The sequence below is a fragment of the Actinomyces slackii genome (assembly GCF_900637295.1).
GTDB classification, from domain to species: Bacteria; Actinomycetota; Actinomycetes; order Actinomycetales; family Actinomycetaceae; genus Actinomyces; species Actinomyces slackii.
In genome coordinates this window covers 2,325,454-2,344,492 of record NZ_LR134363.1, presented here as the reverse complement: position 1 = coordinate 2,344,492, position 19,039 = coordinate 2,325,454, and the positions used below count along the sequence as shown (strand labels likewise).

Annotated in this window: 9 protein-coding genes; 5 read left to right on the top strand and 4 right to left on the bottom strand. The window is 70.8% G+C overall.

What is annotated here, in order from left to right; all coding sequences use genetic code 11:
* The first annotated feature begins 30 nt into the window (after window positions 1-30).
* The 5 genes from EL266_RS09595 to putP all read left to right on the top strand — a co-directional run bounded on the left by EL266_RS09595 (window position 31) and on the right by putP (window position 15,106).
* The gene (locus tag EL266_RS09595; RefSeq protein WP_197719305.1) at window positions 31-1,599 is read left to right on the top strand and encodes an acyl-CoA carboxylase subunit beta; all 1,569 of its coding nucleotides are present in this window, start codon (window positions 31-33) and stop codon (window positions 1,597-1,599) included.
* Between the two features lie 176 nt (window positions 1,600-1,775).
* The gene (locus EL266_RS09590) at window positions 1,776-11,147 is read left to right on the top strand and encodes a type I polyketide synthase (protein WP_051281345.1); all 9,372 of its coding nucleotides are present in this window, start codon (window positions 1,776-1,778) and stop codon (window positions 11,145-11,147) included.
* A 209-nt stretch (window positions 11,148-11,356) separates the two neighbouring features.
* Window positions 11,357-12,811 carry a sugar porter family MFS transporter gene (locus EL266_RS09585; RefSeq protein WP_026427440.1) on the top strand — a complete coding sequence of 485 codons (1,455 nt, stop codon included), beginning with the start codon at window positions 11,357-11,359 and terminating at the stop codon, window positions 12,809-12,811.
* A gap of 39 nt (window positions 12,812-12,850) precedes the next feature.
* Window positions 12,851-13,384: a holo-ACP synthase AcpS gene (acpS, locus tag EL266_RS09580; protein ID WP_051281325.1), complete on the top strand. Its 534-nt coding sequence runs from the start codon at window positions 12,851-12,853 to the stop codon at window positions 13,382-13,384.
* A gap of 237 nt (window positions 13,385-13,621) precedes the next feature.
* Entirely contained in the window at window positions 13,622-15,106 is a 1,485-nt protein-coding gene (putP, locus tag EL266_RS09575) for a sodium/proline symporter PutP (protein ID WP_026427438.1), read from the top strand.
* A 326-nt stretch (window positions 15,107-15,432) separates the two neighbouring features.
* Here the strand turns inward: putP and EL266_RS09570 are convergent, their stop codons facing one another.
* From EL266_RS09570 to EL266_RS09555, 4 genes are all read right to left on the bottom strand, one after another.
* Window positions 15,433-16,269, bottom strand: coding sequence for an ImmA/IrrE family metallo-endopeptidase (locus EL266_RS09570; RefSeq protein ID WP_034515170.1), 837 nt, complete (start codon window positions 16,267-16,269; stop codon window positions 15,433-15,435).
* Complete coding sequence (locus EL266_RS09565; protein WP_051281324.1) at window positions 16,269-16,616, bottom strand: helix-turn-helix domain-containing protein; 348 nt, start codon at window positions 16,614-16,616, stop codon at window positions 16,269-16,271. The genes EL266_RS09570 and EL266_RS09565 overlap by 1 nt, the downstream gene beginning before the upstream one ends.
* A 118-nt stretch (window positions 16,617-16,734) precedes the next feature.
* On the bottom strand, window positions 16,735-18,027 hold the full coding sequence (locus EL266_RS09560) for a Fic family protein (protein ID WP_026427436.1): 1,293 nt from the start codon (window positions 18,025-18,027) through the stop codon (window positions 16,735-16,737).
* Between the two features lie 95 nt (window positions 18,028-18,122).
* Window positions 18,123-19,028: a DMT family transporter gene (locus EL266_RS09555; protein WP_051281323.1), complete on the bottom strand. Its 906-nt coding sequence runs from the start codon at window positions 19,026-19,028 to the stop codon at window positions 18,123-18,125.
* Between the last annotated feature and the right edge of the window lie 11 nt (window positions 19,029-19,039).

Below are 19,039 nucleotides of genomic sequence, written 5' to 3'. Positions count from 1 at the left end.
GGCATCGCCTCCGCTGCCGCCGGCGACTCCATGGCGGACTCCGCCGCCACCACCGCCTTCCGCCAGCGCATGTCCCGGGTGGACCGCGAGGCCGAGGAGCGCGCCGCCGAGCGCCAGCACGCCAAGGGCAAGCGAACCGCCCGCGAGCGCATCGACGACCTGCTCGATGAGTCCACCTTCCTGGAGATCGGCCGCTACACCGGCTCGGGCGCAGGCGACCGGGCCCGCCCCTCGGGAGTGGTCACCGGATTCGGGCAGATCGACGGACGCCAGGTCGCCGTGTACTCCCAGGACTTCTCCGTCTCCGGCGGGGCCCTGGGCAGCGTGGAGGGGGACAAGATCGTCCGCCTGCTCGACGACGCCCTGCGCCTGCGCATCCCGGTCATCGGCCTCATCGACTCCGGCGGCGCCAAGATCCAGGAGGGCGTGGGGGCGCTGCGCCAGTACGGGCGCATCTTCAACCGCACCTGCGCGGCCTCGGGCCTGGTTCCCCAGATCAGCGTCATCCTCGGCCCCTGCGCAGGCGGCGCCGTCTACAACCCGGCCCTGACGGACTTCGTCATCGCCACCCGCGAGGCCTCCCACATGTTCGTCACGGGGCCCGACGTCGTGCGCTCGGTGACCGGGGAGAACATCAGCGCCGAGGACCTGGGCGGCGCGCGCATCCACGGCTCGGTCTCCGGGGTCGTGCACTACGTGGCCGAGGATGAGGGCGATGCCCTGGGCCAGGTGCGCACCCTGCTGGCCTACCTGCCCTCCTCGGTGGAGGCCGAGGCCCCGCACTACGCCTATGACGACTCCGATGCCGAGGCCGACGCCCAGACCGCGCGCACCGTGGGCTCCCTGGTCCCCTCCTCGACGCGTCAGGCCTATGACGTCGTCGACGTGGTCTCCGCGGTGGTCGACCACGGCGAGCTGGTTCAGGTCCAGGAGGAGTTCGCCACCAATGTGGTGGTGGGCTTCGCCTGCTTCGAGGGCCAGCCCGTGGGGATCGTGGCCAATCAGCCCCTGGTGGATGCCGGGACCCTGGATGTGGACGCCTCGGAGAAGCTGGCGCGCTTCGTGCGCTTCTGCGACGCCTTCGGCCTGCCGGTGGTGACCTTCGTCGACGTGCCGGGCTACCGGCCCGGCGCCGAGCAGGAGCACGCCGGCATCATCCGCCGCGGGGCCAAGGTCATCAACGCCTACGCCACCGCCACCGTCCCCCTGGTCACGGTGGTGCTGCGCAAGGCCTACGGCGGCGCCTACATCGTCATGGGCTCCAAGGCCATCGGCGCCGATCTCAACTTCTGCTGGCCCGGGGCGGAGATCGCCGTCCTGGGCGCCGCCGGCGCGGTGGGCATCATCCACCGCCGCGACCTGGCCACGGTGCGCTCCGAGCAGGGCGATGAGGCGGCGGCCGCCGAGCAGGAGCGGCTGATCGCCGAGTACACCGAGTCAGTGATCAACCCGGACAAGGCGGTGGCCATCGGCGAGATCGACGCCGTCATCGCCCCGGAGGACACCCGCACCGTCATCGTCGACTCCCTGGCTGCCCTGCGCGGCAAGAACGACGCCAGACCCACATCCCCCAAGAAGCACGACAACGTGCCCCTGTGAGGTAGCCACCGATGAGCCAGACAGCGCCTGAATCCCAGGCATCCCAGACCGACAACCACAACCCCGCAGCGCCTGCCATGGCCCCCACCACGAAGGACTCCACCACCGTGCACGTCACCGACACCCCCGCCCCTGACACGATCGCCCAGCGACTGGCAGGCGGCGAGGCCTACATCATGACTTTCGGCGGTCAGGCCACCCCGTGGCGCTCGACCCTCGACGAGCTGGTCTCCCTGGACCGCGGCCTGGCCGCTGAGCTGGCCCGGATCGACCAGGCCGTTGCCGACCGCCTGGCGCCCGTGGCCACTGAGCTGCTGACGGTGACCCCGCGCGGATCGCGCCTGCTTGACGAGGAGGCCACCCCGGTCTCCCCGGCCCACCGCACTGCCGCCGACGGCGCCGACGTCTCAGTGCCCGGCATCCTCATGGCCCAGCACGCCGCCCTGGCCAGCCTGGGCGGGGCCGGGGTCGATGTGTCCGCCAAGGCGCCGGTTCGCGCCATCGGTCACTCCCAGGGCGTCCTGGGCGTGGCCCTCCTGGAGGCCCTGGGCGCGGGGGAGGGGGACGTGGTTCAGGTCCACGCCATCGCCCGCCTCATCGGCGCCGCCGCCACCCGCACCACCCGCCGCCTGGACCTGGCCACTGTGGGCCAGTTGACTCCCATGCTCTCCGTGCGCGGCGTGACCCGCTCGGTCCTGGACTCCGTGCTCGCCCGGGTCCCCGGCGCCGAGCGCATCTCGGTGGGCGTGGCCAACGGCCGCCAGGCCCATATCCTCTCCGGGCGCCCCGCCGACCTGGAGAAGGTGATCACCGCGCTGGAGGCGGCCGCGGCCCGCAGCGCCAAGGCCCGCAAGGAGCGCCGTCGCGGCGGCGCCGTGCTCGCGCCCGTCACCGAGTTCCTCGCCACCTCGGTCCCCTTCCACACCCCGCTGCTGGCCCCCGCCGTCGAGGACGTGGCTGCCTGGGCCAAGGCCTGCGGGCTCGATGAGACCCTGGCCCGCGAGCTGGCCCAGGCCGTGCTCATCGACCCGGTGGACTGGCCGGCCCTGGTCAACAGCGCCCTGTCGGGCGAGGAGCCCGTCAGGACCGTGCTGGACCTGGGGCCCGGAACGGTCCTGGTGCGCCTGACCGAGGCCGTCGTCGCCGGGACCGGAACCACCGTGGTGCCCGCCGGCACCGCCAGGGACATCGACAATCTCGACCGGGCCGGCGCCGCCCCGGCGGCGGCCGTGGACCGCTCGCGCTTCGCCCCGCGCCTGACCCGTCTCCCCGACGGGCGCCTGACCCTGGACACCGCCTTCACCCGCCTGACCGGGCGCAGCGCCGTCCTGCTGGCCGGTATGACCCCCACCACCGTGGACCCGGCCATCGTGGCGGCGGCCGCCAACGCCGGCTACTGGGCGGAGCTCGCCGGTGGCGGCCAGACCACCCCCGCCGTGCTCACCGAGAACCTGCGCGGCCTGGAGGAGGCCCTGGAGCCGGGGCGCACCGCGGCCTTCAACGCGATGTTCATGGACCGCTACCTGTGGAACCTGCACCTGGGCACCCAGCGCCTGCTGTCCAAGGCCCGCGCCGGCGGTGCCCCGGTGGACGGCATCGTCATCTCCGCGGGAATCCCCGAGCTGGAGGAGGCCACCGCCCTGCTCGAGCGCCTCCACGCCGAGGGCTTCCCCTACATCGCCTTCAAGCCCGGGACCGTCGACCAGATCCGCCAGGTCCTGGCCATCGCCCGCGCCGTTCCGGCCTCACCGGTCATCATCCAGATCGAGGACGGGCACGCCGGAGGCCACCACTCGTGGGAGGACCTGGACACCATGCTCCTGGCCACCTACGACGCCATCCGCGCCGTCGACAACGTCGTCCTGTGCGTCGGCGGGGGCATCGGCACCCCGGCCAAGGCCACCGACTACCTCACCGGCCGCTGGGCCCTGGCCTACGGCACCGCCGCCGCCCCCGTGGACGGCGTCATGGTGGGCACCGCCGCCATGACCTGCCTGGAGGCCAAGACCAACGACGACGTCAAGCAGCTCCTGGTCGACACCCCCGGCATCCCCGAGGACTCCGGGGTCGAGGGCGGCTGGGTCCCCTCCGGGGAGTCCATCGGCGGCATGACCTCGGGCCTGTCCCACCTGCGCGCCGACCTCTACGAGATCGACAACTCCTCGGCCCGCGCCTCGCGACTCATCCAGGAGCTCGCCGGCGATGAGGCGGCCATGACCGAGCGCCGCGAGGAGATGATCGCCGCGCTGGCCAAGACCGCCAAGCCCTACTTCGGCGACGTGGAGGAGATGACCTACCTGGAGTGGGCCACCCGCTACGCCGAGCTGTGCGTGGCCCCCCACGACGGGCGCGCCGCCACCGAGGCCGACTGGGCCGACGAGGGCTGGTACTACCGCTTCCTCGACCTGCTCCACCGCATCGAGGCCCGTCTGGACAGCGCCGACCACGGCGAGATCCCCACCCTGTTCGCCGACTACGACGCCGTCATCGACGCCGACGCCGCCCTGGCGGCGCTGGCCGAGCGCCACCCCACGGCGGCCATCACGCGCGTCGAGCCCGTGGACGCCGCCTGGTTCGTCGACCTGTGCCGCAAGCACCCCAAGCCCGTGCCCTTCGTCCCCGTCGTCGACGCCGACATCCTGCGCTGGTGGGGCACCGACTCCCTGTGGCAGTCCCAGGACCCGCGCTACAGCGCCGACCAGGTGCGCATCATCCCCGGCCCCGTTGCCGTGGCCGGCATCACTACCATCAACGAGCCCGTGGGCGAGCTGCTGGGACGCTTCGAGACCGCCGCCGTCGAGGCCCTCCAGGAGGGCGGCACCCCCGAGCACCGGGCCGCCGGCCGCCTGGGCGCCGCCCCGGCCGTGGCCGATGGCTCCCTGGTCTCCCCGGTGGCCGACGCCACCGAGCTGGTGCGCGTGGCCCCCCACGTGCTGTGGAACGGCCACCTGACCGTCAACCCCGCCACCGTCCTGGGGGAGGAGGCCTACAGCGTCGTCGCCCGCCCCGACGTGGCCGAGGACGCCTACGACCTGGACATCGTCCTGGACACCCACTGGGACTCGACCCCCGGCGGCCAGGACATCCACGCGGTGCGCCGACTCGTCGTCCCCCTGCGCCTGGCCCGCGCCTGGGACGGCGCCGCCCCCCTGGTGGATCCCGAGCGGATCAGCGACACCATGAACGACCTGCTGCGGGCCACCGCCGGTGTGGGCGCGGTGTCCATCACCGGTGACCATGTCTCCCACCTGCCCGAGGTGCGCCAGGCCGAGCCCGGCGCCACCGACGCCCTGGGCCGCCCCGCCACTCAGCCCTTCGGAACCATCCACGGCTCCTTCACGCTGGCCTCCACCCTGGGCCACGACCACGCCTCGGTGACCGCCGACGCCCTGGAGTCGGACCTGTCAGCCGCGCCCCTGGTGCCCGACGCCCTGCTGGGTCCCTGCTGGCCCGTGGTCTACGCGGCCCTGGGATCTGTGGTCGAGGAGGGCATGCCCCTCATCGAGGGCCTGCTCGGCGCGGTCCACCTGGACCACACCGTCGACCTGCGCCTGACCCTGCACCAGCTGCAGGCCGCCGCCCAGGCCAACCCCACCATCACCGTCACCGGCTGGGTGGCCGCCCTGGAGGAGTCCAGCGCGGGCCGCGTCGTCGACGTGCGCCTGGAGCTGACCGACGCCTCGGACGGCACCCTGGTGGCCCTCATGCGCGAGCGCTTCGCCATCCGCGGGCGCGCCTCGGGCAGCGCCGTGCCCTCGGCCCCCGAGCTGGCCGGCGGGACCGGGCGCCCCACCGCCCCGGCCGCCCGCCGCATCCTGCGGCGCACCACCGTCACCGCCCCGGCGGATATGACGGCCTTCGCCCGGGTCACCGGCGACTTCAACCCCATCCACACCTCCTACCACGCCGCCCGCGTGGCCGGGATGGAGGCCCCGCTGGTGCACGGCATGTGGCTGTCGGCCACCGCCCAGCAGGTGGCCGCCTCCACCGCCGCCGACGGCTCGCGCCATGTGCTGGCCGGCTGGACCTACGTCATGACCGGCCCGGTCGAGCTCGGCGACGAGGTCGAGGTCACCGTCGAGCGCACCGGACTGGTGGTCGGCGGAGGCTACGTCCTGGAGGCCGTGTGCCGCATCGGCGGAGAGGTCGTCTCGCGCGGCACCGCCGTGACCATCCCCGAGCCCACCGCCTACGTCTACCCCGGCCAGGGCATTCAGGCCCCCGGCATGGGCCTGGACGAGATGGCCACCTCCAAGGCCGCCCGCGAGGTCTGGGAGCGGGCCGACGCCCACACCCGCGCCGAGCTCGGCTTCTCCGTCATCAACCTCGTGCGCGACAACCCCACCGAGATGACCGCCCGGGGCGTGACCTACCGCCACCCCGAGGGCCTGCTCAACCTCACCCAGTTCACGCAGGTCGCCCTGGCCACCGTGGCCCTGGCCACCACCGCCCGCCTGGCCGAGGCCGGGGCGCTGGTGGAGGGCGCCGCCTTCGCCGGCCACTCGCTGGGGGAGTACACCGCCCTGAGCGCCTACGGGCGCGTCATGCCGGTGGAGACCACCATCTCCATCGTCTTCCAGCGCGGCTCGACCATGCACTCCCTGGTTCCCCGCGATGAGGAGGGCGCCTCGAACTACCGCATGGGGGCGCTGCGCCCCAACCAGGCCGGCATCGGGGCCGAGGAGGTCGAGGACTACGTGGCCTCGATCGCCAGGGAGTCGGGGGAGTTCCTCCAGATCGTCAACCACAACCTGGCCGGCGTGCAGTACGCCGTGGCCGGCACCATCAAGGGCCTGGACGCCTTGGCCGCCGACGCGCGCGCCAAGGCCAAGGCCCGTGGGGCCAAGAACCCCTTCATGTTCGTGCCCGGCATCGACGTGCCCTTCCACTCCGAGGTCCTGCGCCCCGGCGTGCCCGAGTTCCGCGGGCGCCTGCTCGAGCTCATCCCGGCCGACCTGGACTACCAGCGCCTCATCGCCAGCTACGTGCCCAACCTGGTGGCCCGTCCCTTCGCCCTGAGCCAGGACTTCGCCCGCGCCATCCTGGAGGTCGTCCCCTCCGAGCCCATCGAGGAGATCCTGGCCGACTGGGACTCCTGGGCCAGCAGGCCCAGTGAGCTGGCCCGCCAGCTGCTCGTCGAGCTCCTGGCCTGGCAGTTCGCCTCCCCGGTGCGCTGGATCGAGACCCAGGACATCCTCCTGTCCTCCCCCCAGGAGGGCGGCATGGGCATCGAGCACGTCGTGGAGGTGGGGCTGGCCAACTCCCCGACCCTGGCCAACCTGGCCAAGAACACCCTGGCCCTGCCGCGCCACCTGGGGCGCCACGTCACCGTGCACAACGCCCGCCGCGACGAGGCCCGCGTCCTGGCCACGGACACCGACCCCGCCGTCGAGCTGAGCGAGCCGGACTTCGAGGCGCCTGCCGCTGAGTCCTCCGCCGCGCCCGCGGAGCCGGCAGTGCCAGCCGCCACGGCGGCTGAGAGCGCCCCCGCCCCGGCAGCGGAGGCGGCTCCCGCCGCTGCGCCCGCCGCCCCGTCGGCCGGGCCCGCCGAGGACATCGCCTTCGGGGCCACCGACGCCCTGACGGTGCTCCTGGCCCACGCCTCGCGCATCCGCCCCGAGCAGATCGGGGCCACCGACACCACCGAGACCCTGACCAACGGCGTGTCCTCGCGGCGCAACCAGCTCCTCATGGACCTGGGCACCGAGTTGGAGCTGGCCTCCATCGACGGCGCGGCCGACGCGGACATGACCGCGCTGTCGGCCACCGTGGCCAAGGGCGCGCCGGGCTACAAGGCCTTCGGGCCGGTCCTGACCGAGGCGATCCGGGCGGGCCTGGGCCGCATCCTGGGCCCCTCGGGCGTGCGCGCCTCGCGCATCGCCGAGCGCGTCACCGGCACCTGGGCCCTGGGCCCGGGCTGGGTCTCCCACGTCACCGCCGCCCTGTTCCTGGGCACTCGTGAGGGCGCCTCCATGCGCGGCGAGGACCTGGCCTCCCTGGGCTCCTCGGCGCCGCTGACCTCGGCCGGGGCCGTCGATGCCCTCATCGACTCCGCCGTCCAGGCCGTGGCCGCCGAGCGCGGCGTGGCCGTGTCCAAGCCCAGCGCCGGCGGGGCGGGCGGAGCGGTGGTCGACTCCGCCGCCCTGGATGCCTTCGCCGCCAGTGTCACCGGCGAGGAGGGCGTGCTGGCCACGACCGCCCGCACCCTCCTGGAGGCCCTGGGACTGGCTGACAAGGCCAGCGTCCCAGCGGACGCCGGCGATGAGGATGCCCGCACCCGCGCCGCCCTTGCGGCCCTGGACGCCGAGCTGGGCAACGGCTGGGTCGCCTCGGTGACCCCGGCCTTCACCCCCGAGCGCGCCGTCCTCATCGACGACCGCTGGGCGACCGCCCGCGAGGACATCGCCCGCTTCGGCTCCGGGGAGACCGAGCTGGAGCGGGGCCAGGAGCTGCTCGTCCCCGAGCGCTTCACGGGTCTGGGTCAGGCCGTGGCCGATCAGGCCGCCTGGTGGCAGCGCCAGCTGGCCGACGCCGAGCTGGCCGACGCCTCCCAGCGGGCCGCAGTCCTGTCCGCCATCGCGCAGGCCGCCACCACCCGGCCGGCCGCGGGCAGCGCCACTGTGCGCTGGTCCGACGACGTCGCCGTGGTCACCGGGGTCGCCCCCGGCTCGATCGCCGCGGCCGTGGTCGGCGAGCTCCTGGCCGGCGGCGCCACCGTGGTGGCCACCAGCTCGCGCCTGAGCCACGAGCGCCTGGCCTTCGCCACCGAGCTCTACCGCGAGCATGCGGTGGCCGGGGCGCGCCTGTGGATGGTGCCCGCCAACCTCTCCTCCTACCGGGATGTCGACGCCCTGGCCGAGTGGATCGGCAATGATCAGATCGTCACCGCCGGGGGCAAGACCACCGTGGTCAAGGAGGCGCTGGTTCCCACCCTCCTGTTCCCCTTCGCCGCACCGCGCGTCTCGGGCACCCTGGCCGACGCCGGGCCCGCCGCCGAGTCCCAGACCCGCCTGCTGCTGTGGAGCGTTGAGCGCTCCATCGCCGCACTGAGCGCCATCGGCACCGACACGCATGTCGACCACCGCCTGCACGTGGTGCTGCCCGGCTCGCCCAACCGCGGCACCTTCGGCGGGGACGGCGCCTACGGCGAGGTCAAGTCGGCCCTGGACGCCGTGGTCAACCGCTGGTCCTCCGAGCGCGCCTGGGCCGGGCGCGTCACCCTGGCCCACCCGCGCATCGGCTGGGTTCGGGGGACCGGCCTCATGGGCGGCAATGACCCGCTCGTGGCCGCGGTCGAGGCCGCCGGCGTGCGCACCTGGGCCACTGAGGAGATCGCCTCCGAGCTCATCGCCCTGTGCACCCCCGAGGTCCGCTCCCAGGCCATGCAGGCCCCGGTGAACGCCGACCTGACCGGTGGACTGGGCGACGACGTCGACCTGGTGGCACTGCGCGAGTCCGCGGCCGCACAGGCAGCCCCCGCCGTCGAGGATGCCCCGGCCCCCGCCACGGTCAAGGCCCTGCCCACGCCGGTTGTTCCCACCCAGCCCACCGCCCCCAACTGGGGCGAGGTGGACGCCGATCTGGATGACCTGGTCGTCCTGGTCTCCACCGGAGAGGTCTCCACCTGGGGCTCGGCGCGCACGCGCCGCGAGGCCGAGCTGGGCATGAGCGGCGGGGAGAGCGTCGAGCTCACCGCAGCCGGAGTGCTCGAGCTCGCCTGGGGCATGGGCCTGCTCACCTGGCAGAACAGCCCCAAGGCCGGCTGGTACGACGCCGAGGGCGAGTTCGTCGATGAGTCCGAGATCCTGGAGCGCTACCGCGACGAGGTCGTGGCCCGCTGCGGCATCCGCGAGTTCGTCGACGACGGGGTCATCGCCCCCATCGCCGACGAGGAGGTCGCCGTCTACCTGGACCGCGACATCACGCTCACCGTGCCCGACGAGGCCACCGCCCGGACCATCGAGGCCTCCGACCCCGAGCGCACACTGGTGGCGCCCGACCCGACCACGGGGGAGTGGACCGTGACCCGCCTGGCCGGCTCCCTGGCCCGCGTGCCCCGTCGCGCGGCCCTGAGCCGCACGGTGGGCGGGCAGTTCCCGCGCGACTTCGACCCGGAGCGCTGGGGCATCCCGGCCTCCATGGCCCAGGGCATGGACCCCATCGCCGCCTGGAACCTGGTCACCGCCGTGGACGCCTTCCTGTCAGCCGGCTTCACCCCCGCCGAGCTCCTGGCGGCCGTCCATCCCTCCGACGTGGCCTCCACGCAGGGAACCGGATTCGGCGGCATGGAGTCGATGCGCAAGATGTTCGTGGGACGCCTTCTCGATGAGGAGCGCCCCAGCGACATCCTCCAGGAGGCCCTGCCTAATGTGGTGGCCGCGCATGTCATGCAGTCCTACGTGGGCGGCTACGGCTCCATGGTCCAGCCGGTCTCGGCCTGCGCCACGGCCGCGGTGTCCATCGAGGAGGGCTGGGACAAGATCGCCCTGGGCAAGGCCGATGTGGTGGTGGCCGGCGCCATCGACGACATCTCGATCGAGTCGGTGGTGGGCTTCGGCAACATGAACGCCACCGCCGAGGCCGCCGCCATGCGCGCCAAGGGCATCTCCGACCGCCACTTCTCCCGGGCCAATGACCGCCGCCGCGGTGGCTTCGTCGAGGCCGAGGGAGGCGGCACGGTGATCCTGGCCCGCGGCAGTGTCGCGGCCCGCCTGGGGCTGCCGGTGGCAGGCGTGGTGGGCTTTGTGTCCTCCTACGCCGACGGCGCCCACACCTCCATCCCCGCACCGGGGCTGGGGGCACTGGGAGCCGGGCGCGGCGGGACGGACTCGCGCCTGGCCCGGGCCCTGCGCGCCCTGGGCGTCCAGGCCGATGACATCGCCGTGGTCTCCAAGCACGACACCTCCACCAATGCCAACGACCCCAACGAGTCCGAGCTGCACACGCGCCTGGCCCGGGCCCTGGGCCGCTCCGAGGGCAACCCGCTGGTGGCCGTGTCCCAGAAGACCATCACCGGTCACGCCAAGGGCGGTGCCGCGGTCTTCCAGGTCTCCGGCCTGGCCGAGATCCTGGCCACCGGCGTGGCGCCCGGCAACGCCTCCCTGGACGTGGTCGACGCCCCGCTGGCCAAGGACGCCTTCTGGGTCTGGCCGCGCACGCCCATCCGCCTGGCCGGCCGGGGCGGCGTCTCGGGCCAGGTGCCCGGTGCCGGCCCGGTGCGCGCGGGCCTGCTGACCTCGCTGGGCTTCGGGCATGTCTCCGGGCTCATCGCGATCGTCCACCCCGGTGCCTTCGAGGCGGCCCTGCGCAAGGCTGGCGGCCAGGAGGCGGTGGATGCCTGGCTGGCCTCGGCCAACGCCCGTCTGGCGGCCGGCACGCGCCGCCGTCGGGCCGGGATGATCGGCCGGGCCCCGCTGTTCGAGCAGGTCCAGGGGCGCCGGCTGGGCGAGGAGACCAAGCAGCGCGACCCGCACGAGGTCGAGGCCGCCATGCTCCTCGACCCCGATGCCCGACTGGGCGCCGACGGCGTCTACCACGCCGGGGAGTGAACGTCGCCTGATGCGCTGAGTGGCGGTCCTTGAGGGGGCCGCCACTCAGCGCATCAGCGCCGAGTGGGCTGGCTGGGGGCTACTGGCACCGGAGCGCCGCACCTACTCCGAGAGGAGTGATCTATGTCATATTGATATATTTGTCAGAACATATTGAGGAATCAGCGTTAGGGTCGGTGTCACCTTCAAGTCCTGACAAAGGAGTCGACGTGACACACGACCCTACAGCCACGGCGCATAACTCTGGCCTCCCGCCGTTGACGCCCGGCCGCTACCGCAGGCGACTCGGCTTCGTCACCCTCATCGCCACGCTCGGCGGTCTGCTCTTCGGCTACGACACCAGCGTGATCAACGGGGCGGGCGGATTCATGGCCCAGCCCGACCAGCTCAATCTCGACGACTTCGGGTTGGGCGTGGCGGTCAGCTCGCTGCTCTTCGCCAGCGCCGTTGGAGCGCTGGTCGGCGGAGGCGTCTCCGATGCGATCGGGCGTAAGAAGACCATCACGGTGATGGCCTCGATGTTCATCCTCGGCGTGGTCATGGTGGTGGCCTCCCTCAACCTGGCGATGATCGTTACCGGACGCATCATCCTGGGCCTGGCGGTCGGATCGGCCTCCGTGGTCGTGCCGGTCTACCTGGCCGAGCTCGCCCCCTACGAGATCCGCGGCTCCCTGGCCGGCCGCAACGAGATGATGATCGTGACCGGCCAGCTCCTGGCGATCATCATGAACGCCATCATCGGCAACCTCTGGGGGGAGCAGTACCCCTGGGTGTGGCGCGTCATGTTCACCCTCGCGGCGCTGCCCGCCATCGCGCTCCTGCTCGGCGTCTCCCGCCTGCCCGAGTCCCCCCGCTGGCTGGCGGACAAGGAGCGCCAGGACGAGGCTCTGGCAGTCCTGGACAACCTCCGCCCGGAGGGACGGGCCAAGCCCGAGCTCGATGAGATCAACGCCGCCCGCCATGAGGAGGCGGCGCGGGAAGACTTGTCCATCCGCGAGGTCATTGCCGACAACAACCTGGTGAAGATCGTGCTCATCGGCTGCGGCATCGGCTTCTTCCAGCAGACCACCGGCATCAACTCGATTCTCTACTACGGGGAGAGAGTGCTGGAGGAGGCCGGGTTCGGCCGGGGCGGCGCTCTCATCGCCAACATTGCCCCCGCTGCCATCTCGGTCATCACGGCCATCATCGCCCTGCAGATGATGGACCGCTTCTCCCGGCGCAAGACCTTCCTGTGGGGCTACGGCCTGGTGGCCTTCTCGCATGTGCTCATCGGCACCACCGCCGAGCTGATGCCCGAGGGCGGGGCCAAGCCCTACGTCTTGCTCTTCCTCATCGTGTTCTTCGTCGGCTCGATGCAGCTGTGCCTCAATGTGGCCACGTGGGTGACGCTCTCGGAGATCTTTCCCCTGAAGATGCGCGCCTTCGGCATGGGGGTGTCGGTATTCATCCTGTGGATGACCAACTCGGCGCTCGGCCTGTTCTTCCCCACGCTCATCGCCACCATCGGCATGTCCGGGTCCTTCTTCACCTTCGCCGTGCTCAACGCGATCGCCTTCCTGTTCGTCCTGACCTTCGTCCCCGAGACCAAGGGGCGCACCCTGGAGCAGTTGGAGGAGGATGTCATGAGCGGCAAGATCTTCCACCGGGGCGCGAGGGCGTAACCCACTCGGATGGCTCCGAGGCCCCAGTAGCATCGGGGCATGGTCGGCGCACACCCCTCATCACCGCCGCCCGCCGCGGCACCGCCACTGCCGCCGCTGCCCGCACTCCCTGCGGGTAGCGGCGTGCTCGGCGTCGGGATCGATCTGGTCCACATCCCCGACCTCGCCCATCAACTCACCATCCCAGGCACCGTCTTCGGCGAGCGGGCGTTCACCGCCCGCGAGCTGCGCGACGCCGCGCGACGCGCCGAGGTCTCCGGTTCCACACGGGCCGAGCACCTCGCAGGCCGCTGGGCAGCCAAGGAGGCCTTCATCAAGGCCTGGTCCGCTGCCGCCAACACCCGTAGCGGACGGGCCGTGGCCCCGCATCTGCCACCCGAGACGGTCGACTGGCGCGATATCGAACTGGTCGGCGACCGCTGGGGACGTCCATCGCTGCATCTGACCGGAACCGTTGCCGCTGCCATCTCGACCAGCCTGGGCAAGGGCGCCGTCACGGCGGCGCACTGGCCCGTCTCCATCAGCCACGACGGCGACTGGGCCGTTGCCATCGTTTTGTGCACCACCCACTGACACTCCGACCCGCGCATCAAGTGATCGGTCGCCGAATCGGGGCGCGCGGCAGCGGCCATAGGCCCTCCGGGGCTCCATCAGCACCGGCAGGGTCACCGGTGGGGTACCTCGGCGTCCCACACACAGAGCCGATGACGGCTGCTCACGGCGCAGCCCATTAGGCTGAGCGCAACGGCCTTCGCGAGCCACTGCGCCTGCAGGCTCGGCGTCCCGGCCCCACAAGAGTCAGGAGTTCCGATGACGGACACAACCTTTGAAGCCATTGCCATGATCGTCTACTTCGTGGCGATGATCATGATCGGACTGTGGGCCTATGTGCGCACCAACGATCTCGACGACTACATGCTGGCCGGACGGGATCTCAACCCCTTCGTCGCCGCCCTATCCGCAGGGGCATCGGATATGTCCGGCTGGCTGCTCATGGGCCTGCCCGGGGCGCTGTACAGCGCGGGCCTGGTGGAGGCCTGGATCGCGATCGGCCTGACGGTGGGGGCCCTGGTCAACTGGATCATCGTGGCCCCCCGGCTGCGCACCTACACCGAGGTGGCCGGCAACTCCATCACCATTCCCAGCTTCCTGGGCAATAGGCTCCATGACTCGAGCAACTACCTGCGCTGGGCCTCCGGGGTGATCATCCTGGTCTTCTTCACCTTCTACGTGTCCTCGGGGATGGTGGCCGGTGGGACCTTCTTCGAGTCCTCCTTCGGCATGGACTACCGGCTGGGCATGACGCTGGTCGCGGGCATCACCGTGCTCTACACCCTGGTGGGGGGATTCCTGGCGGTGTCCTGGACGGACCTGGTCCAGGGACTGATGATGGTCGGGGCGCTCATCGCCGTTCCGGTGGTCGGGGTCATTCATGTGGGCGGCCCGGGGGCCGTGGTCGAGGCGGTGAGCCGGGTCGATTCCGACTACTGGGCCCTGGTTGGGCCCTCGGTCTCGGTGATCGGTGTTATCTCGGCTGTGGCCTGGGGGCTGGGGTACTTCGGTCAGCCGCATATCATCGTGCGCTTCATGGCGATCCGTACGCCGAGGGAGGCCCTTCAGGGCGGGATCATCGGCATCAGCTGGATGATCTTCGCGGTTGTGGGCGCGATCGGGACCGCCGTGGTGGGCGTGGCCGTCTACGCCCGTGACCCGGAGAGGCTGGCCAATCCTGAGGCGGTCTTCATCAGTCTGGGCCAGCTCCTCTTCCACCCCCTCATCGCCGGCTTCATGCTGGCGGCGATCCTCGCGGCCATCATGTCCACCGTCTCCTCCCAGCTGCTGGTGACCAGCTCAGCACTGATCGAGGACCTCTACCGCACGATCCGCAAGAGCGAGCTCTCGAGCTCTCACCTGGTTATCGCCTCGCGCACTGCGGTCTTCCTGGTGGCCCTGGTGGCGGCGATCATGGCCTGGACCCCCAGTGACACGATTTTGGCCCTGGTGGCCTTCGCCTGGGCGGGCTTCGGCGCGTCCTTCGGCCCCACCATCCTGCTGTGCCTCTACTGGAGGCGGCTGACGGCGGCCGGGGCTCTGGCCGGGATGATCACCGGCGCGGTCCTGGTGGGGCTGTGGGGAAACCTGGAGGGCGGTCCCGGGGGGATCTTCGACCTCTACGAGATCCTGCCCGGCTTCTTGGGGAACCTGGCCGTGGCCTGGGGCGTCTCCCGGCTCGGCGCCCCCGAGCAGGCCGTCTCCGAGGAGTTCGACCGGGCCGTGGCCGCCACCAAGGCCTGAGCGCCGGTGAGCGATCCGCGGCCCCCGTTACCTTATTAGTGGTCGTGGGGATAACCGCTTAACCCTCCGGGCTACGGCTGACGGTGAGTCGCCTGCTTCCACAGTCCAGGACTGAGCAGGCCGGTCTGCTCGATCGGAATGAGCCCGTCGTCCAGTCCGCGCATCCGTTTGTACAGTGCTCTAAGGGCTGCCTTCGAAAGCACACCTGCACGCACAGCGCGCTCAAGCACGGTTGTCGTTCGCAGTAGTTCGATGCTGCCTACTTCCGGTCTGGAGTAAAGAAGTTGAGACCAGGTCCAGCGTCGAAGATGATGGGAGACACTGACCTACTCCGGGGAGTCCCCGAGAAGAGCATCGAGCTCGTCAAGGTCAACCTCGTGAAGTGGGGCGTCACCAGCCTCCTGCCACGTGGGCTCGACTGCCACTGGAGTTATTCCGGCACTCTTGAGCTCGCTGAGTACCGTGCTGAGCGGGTTTCGCTGGAGGGTGGCAAGAATTTGAGGCTTGACAACGCCGAGGCGGTATCCCTCGATTGCGCGTTCCAGGAGACGCCTGGGAGGTCGTGCCTTCTGGGACTGCTGCGACAGAGAGTCGTAGTAGGTGCGCCACCCGAAGCGCGTCGCGAGTTCGGGTGTGCGCACGCCCATCCACTCTCTCTTGCGCTCCTGGGAGATATGCCTGGCGATGCTGAGCTGGATCGCCACCATGGCCGGAGAGGCGAGGTAGGAGCGGACGAGATCCGAGAGATCATCGAGTTCCCAACTGACCCCGTTGCGCGGTCGAGCCTGTTCGACAGCGGGGAGCGGGACGAGGAGGTGACGTGCGAAAGCGTCGGCCAGGCGCTCCGGAGCAGGTCGCATCCCGTTTTGCGGATCGGGGAGGTCGATGGCGAGGTCGTGATGGAGAAGATGGCTGAGCTCGTGAGCCAGGGTGCTGCGCTGGCGCATGGGATGCTGCGTGGTGGCGACGGCCATGAAGGTGACGCCGCGCTGAGAGTCGGTCATGGTTAGCCCGTGCTCCTCATCAGGGGCGTCGACGATGGCGACATCGCATTCGGTGGTCTTCTCAATGAGCTCGATGAGATCGCCGATCGGGGCTGTGCCCAGTGCGTGTTCGCAGCGAAAGCGCTCCGCGGCCAGGCGCCCCTGCTCCTGAGTGCTCATCAGTGCCCCCGGGGCACGGCCTGGCCATCGAGATAAGCATCAAGCTCATGGAAGTGCAGGAGCGTGCCGCGCATGCTGTCCATCGCGGCGTCGCCCTCACGCCGAGCCGCGACTTGGCAGCGTTCGGCCAGCGGACTGACTCCGCTCAGCATGGTGAGAGGGACGCTCAGCGCTTGGGAGAGCGCGAGCAGTTCCGGCACGGTCGCGGTCCGACTGCCGGTGACGATGCGCGAGAGCGTGGCCTGTGAGAGTCCTGCGGCAGCCGCGGCCTGGCGCTGGCTCATGCCCGCTACGCTGAGCGCTTGAGCCAGTGCCTGCGGGACTGTCTGCGTCGTGTCGGCGACCATGACATTTCTCCTTGTGAATCAGACTTTGGCTTCTTGATTCAAGGTTACCTGATCCTAGCCCCACCGACATCCCCTTGCGTCTGCGGAGTCAGACGTGTGAGCGATACCTCGGCTCTGATCACGGAGCCGCGGGGACTGCTCGTACGGGCGCTGAGGCCTTGGTGTCGAAGCGGGTGCTGGCCAGGCGCCGCTCAGCCCAGGTGATGGTGTCGAGAACGGCCTGGGCCGCATAAGCACGTCTATTGGGAGCAATGGACAGGGTGGTGAGCACGCCGGCCTCTTCCAGTGATTGGAGTCCACGCGAGGCAGCGGGGTGGCTGACCTCGAGCATGCCGGCTGTCGTCGTTGGAGTGAGAATCGGAGCGCCGGGCAGGATCGCCAGCAGTCGACGCGCGGTGGAGTCCCCGCGCAGAGTGCGCCTGCGCGAGGACTCCCACCGTGCGATGAGACGCTCCCACTCGCCTCGAACCTCAGCGACTTCGGCGGCGATGAGCTCCGCCTGATCGCATGCCAGGCACGCGGCCTCGATGAAGAACATCAACCAGTCCCAACGCGGGTCGCGACCAGTCGCTGCTGGAGGGGTGCCGAGACAGGGGTCCGCGTTAGGAAGGCGGAAGGCGGTGAGAGCCTTGACATACTGCTCGCTGAGGGTGGCCAGCACCAGACTGATCGGCAGGACCGCACCCGCCGTCAGGCCCCGTCGCGCCAGAACGGTATGGATGAGGGCCCGCCCCACACGACCGTTGCCATTGGTGAACGGATGGATCGTCTCGAACTGCGCATGCACGAGTGCCGCCTGGATCAGAGGGCTTGTCGCGGCTCCGTTGAGACAGACCAGCAGGTCATCAATCAACCAGGGCACGTCCTGTGGAGGCGGCGGCACGTACTCAGCATCCAAGGGGTGGTGGCTCGAGCCACCGAGCCAGTTCTGAACCGTGCGCAGGCCGTGGTGCTCGGGGTGGTCAGGCAGGAGACTGCGGTGGAGGGCAAGAAGGTCGGCTGCGGTCACCTCGGAGGCCTCGACCAGTGCCTGCGTCGCGGAGCGCACGAGGGTCATGTTGTTGGCGACCAGGCGAGCCTGCTCCGAGATGCCTCGAACCGTTTCACGCTGTCCCAGCTCAGCAAGCGCAACGTTCTTGGCCGAAGGAGCTATACCCTCGATCTGAGAGGAGGCGATCGCCTCGGAGCGCAGGAGGAATCGGTCGATGGCCTCCAGGTCGTTCGAGGCGCGCAAGGAGCGGATGCGGCGCTCAGCATGGGCGACGAAGAGAGACAGCTCGTCGTCGACGACGACAGGCCCGTTGATCGACTCAGGGATGAGGGCCTGGTAGTCGCCCGAGCGGCGGTCCCGTGGACGCAGACCGCTGACGGCGCTCGACTGCCAGTTCAGTGTCACCCATGTGCCTGCCATCCCACACCCTCCCGTATCCGTTCACTCATCCTGTCATGCGTGAACTTTAACGCATAAAGTATGCGTCGTGGCCTTGGTGGTGAACCGAACGGCCGTCAATCGCGCGGCGGCCCTGCGCCAGCGGCGCGCCGGACCAGGCGGTCGGCGCGCACAGCGGGACCCAGCTCGCTGAGCAGCATGGCTGTGATGACCAGACCACCGCCGATCACCATGCGCCAGGTCAGCGACTCCCCGCCCAGGAGAATCGCGAAGAACGCGCTCCACACCGGCTCCATGCTCATGAGCACGGCGGCCCGCGCGGCGCTCATCCGCGCCTGGGCCCAGGTCTGCCCGAGGATCGCCAGGAGGCCGGAGGCGATCGCCATCCACAGGAGCGGCCCCCACACCTGCCACGTCGCGGGGACGTGGACGCCTCCCGGCAGGGCCCCCACCCAGCACAGGGCGGCGATCGCCACCATCTGCACCGCCGCCAGGGCCAGGGCGTCCGCGCCCCTGGACCGCAGGCCGAGCACCATGATGTGCAGCGCATAGCCCACCGCGGAGAGCAGGCACAGCAGGACCCCGGGGCTCACATCGAAGCCGCGCAGGCTGAGCACCCCGATGCCGATGATGGCCAGGACCGCCGCCATCGCTGTCGTCGGCCCCACCCTGGTGCGCAGGAGAAGCAGCCCCAGCAGCGGTGTCAGCACCACGTAGACGGCCGTGACGAAGCCCGCCGTGGAGGCCTCGGTGAAGCGGATGCCCTCGGTCTGGGCGAGCTGGGCCAGGCCGTAGATGACCCCCGCCCCGAGCCCGGAGAGCACCTGGCGGCGGGTGAGCCTGGCCAGCCTGCGCCCGGCCAGGGCGAGCCCTCCGATCGCGGCGATCGTGAAGCGCATGGCGAGGAAGTCCCCGGTGGCCACATGGTCCAGGGCATCCTTGAGCATGAAGAAGGTCGACCCCCACATGGCGGTGACCGCGAGCATCGCCGCCGCGGGCAGCAGGGAGGTCAGGCGCGCCATCGCAGCAGATT

Bases quoted from the DNA above. Each gene is read 5' to 3' on its own strand.
- EL266_RS09595 (WP_197719305.1), top strand. From the start codon at position 31: ATGGCGGACTCCGCCGCCACCACCGCCTTCCGCCAGCGCATGTCCCGG.
- EL266_RS09590 (WP_051281345.1), top strand. From the start codon at position 1,776: ATGACTTTCGGCGGTCAGGCCACCCCGTGGCGCTCGACCCTCGACGAG.
- acpS (WP_051281325.1), top strand. From the start codon at position 12,851: ATGGTCGGCGCACACCCCTCATCACCGCCGCCCGCCGCGGCACCGCCA.
- putP (WP_026427438.1), top strand. From the start codon at position 13,622: ATGACGGACACAACCTTTGAAGCCATTGCCATGATCGTCTACTTCGTG.
- EL266_RS09570 (WP_034515170.1), bottom strand. From the start codon at position 16,269: ATGAGCACTCAGGAGCAGGGGCGCCTGGCCGCGGAGCGCTTTCGCTGC.
- EL266_RS09565 (WP_051281324.1), bottom strand. From the start codon at position 16,616: ATGGTCGCCGACACGACGCAGACAGTCCCGCAGGCACTGGCTCAAGCG.
- EL266_RS09560 (WP_026427436.1), bottom strand. From the start codon at position 18,027: ATGGCAGGCACATGGGTGACACTGAACTGGCAGTCGAGCGCCGTCAGC.
- EL266_RS09555 (WP_051281323.1), bottom strand. From the start codon at position 19,028: ATGGCGCGCCTGACCTCCCTGCTGCCCGCGGCGGCGATGCTCGCGGTC.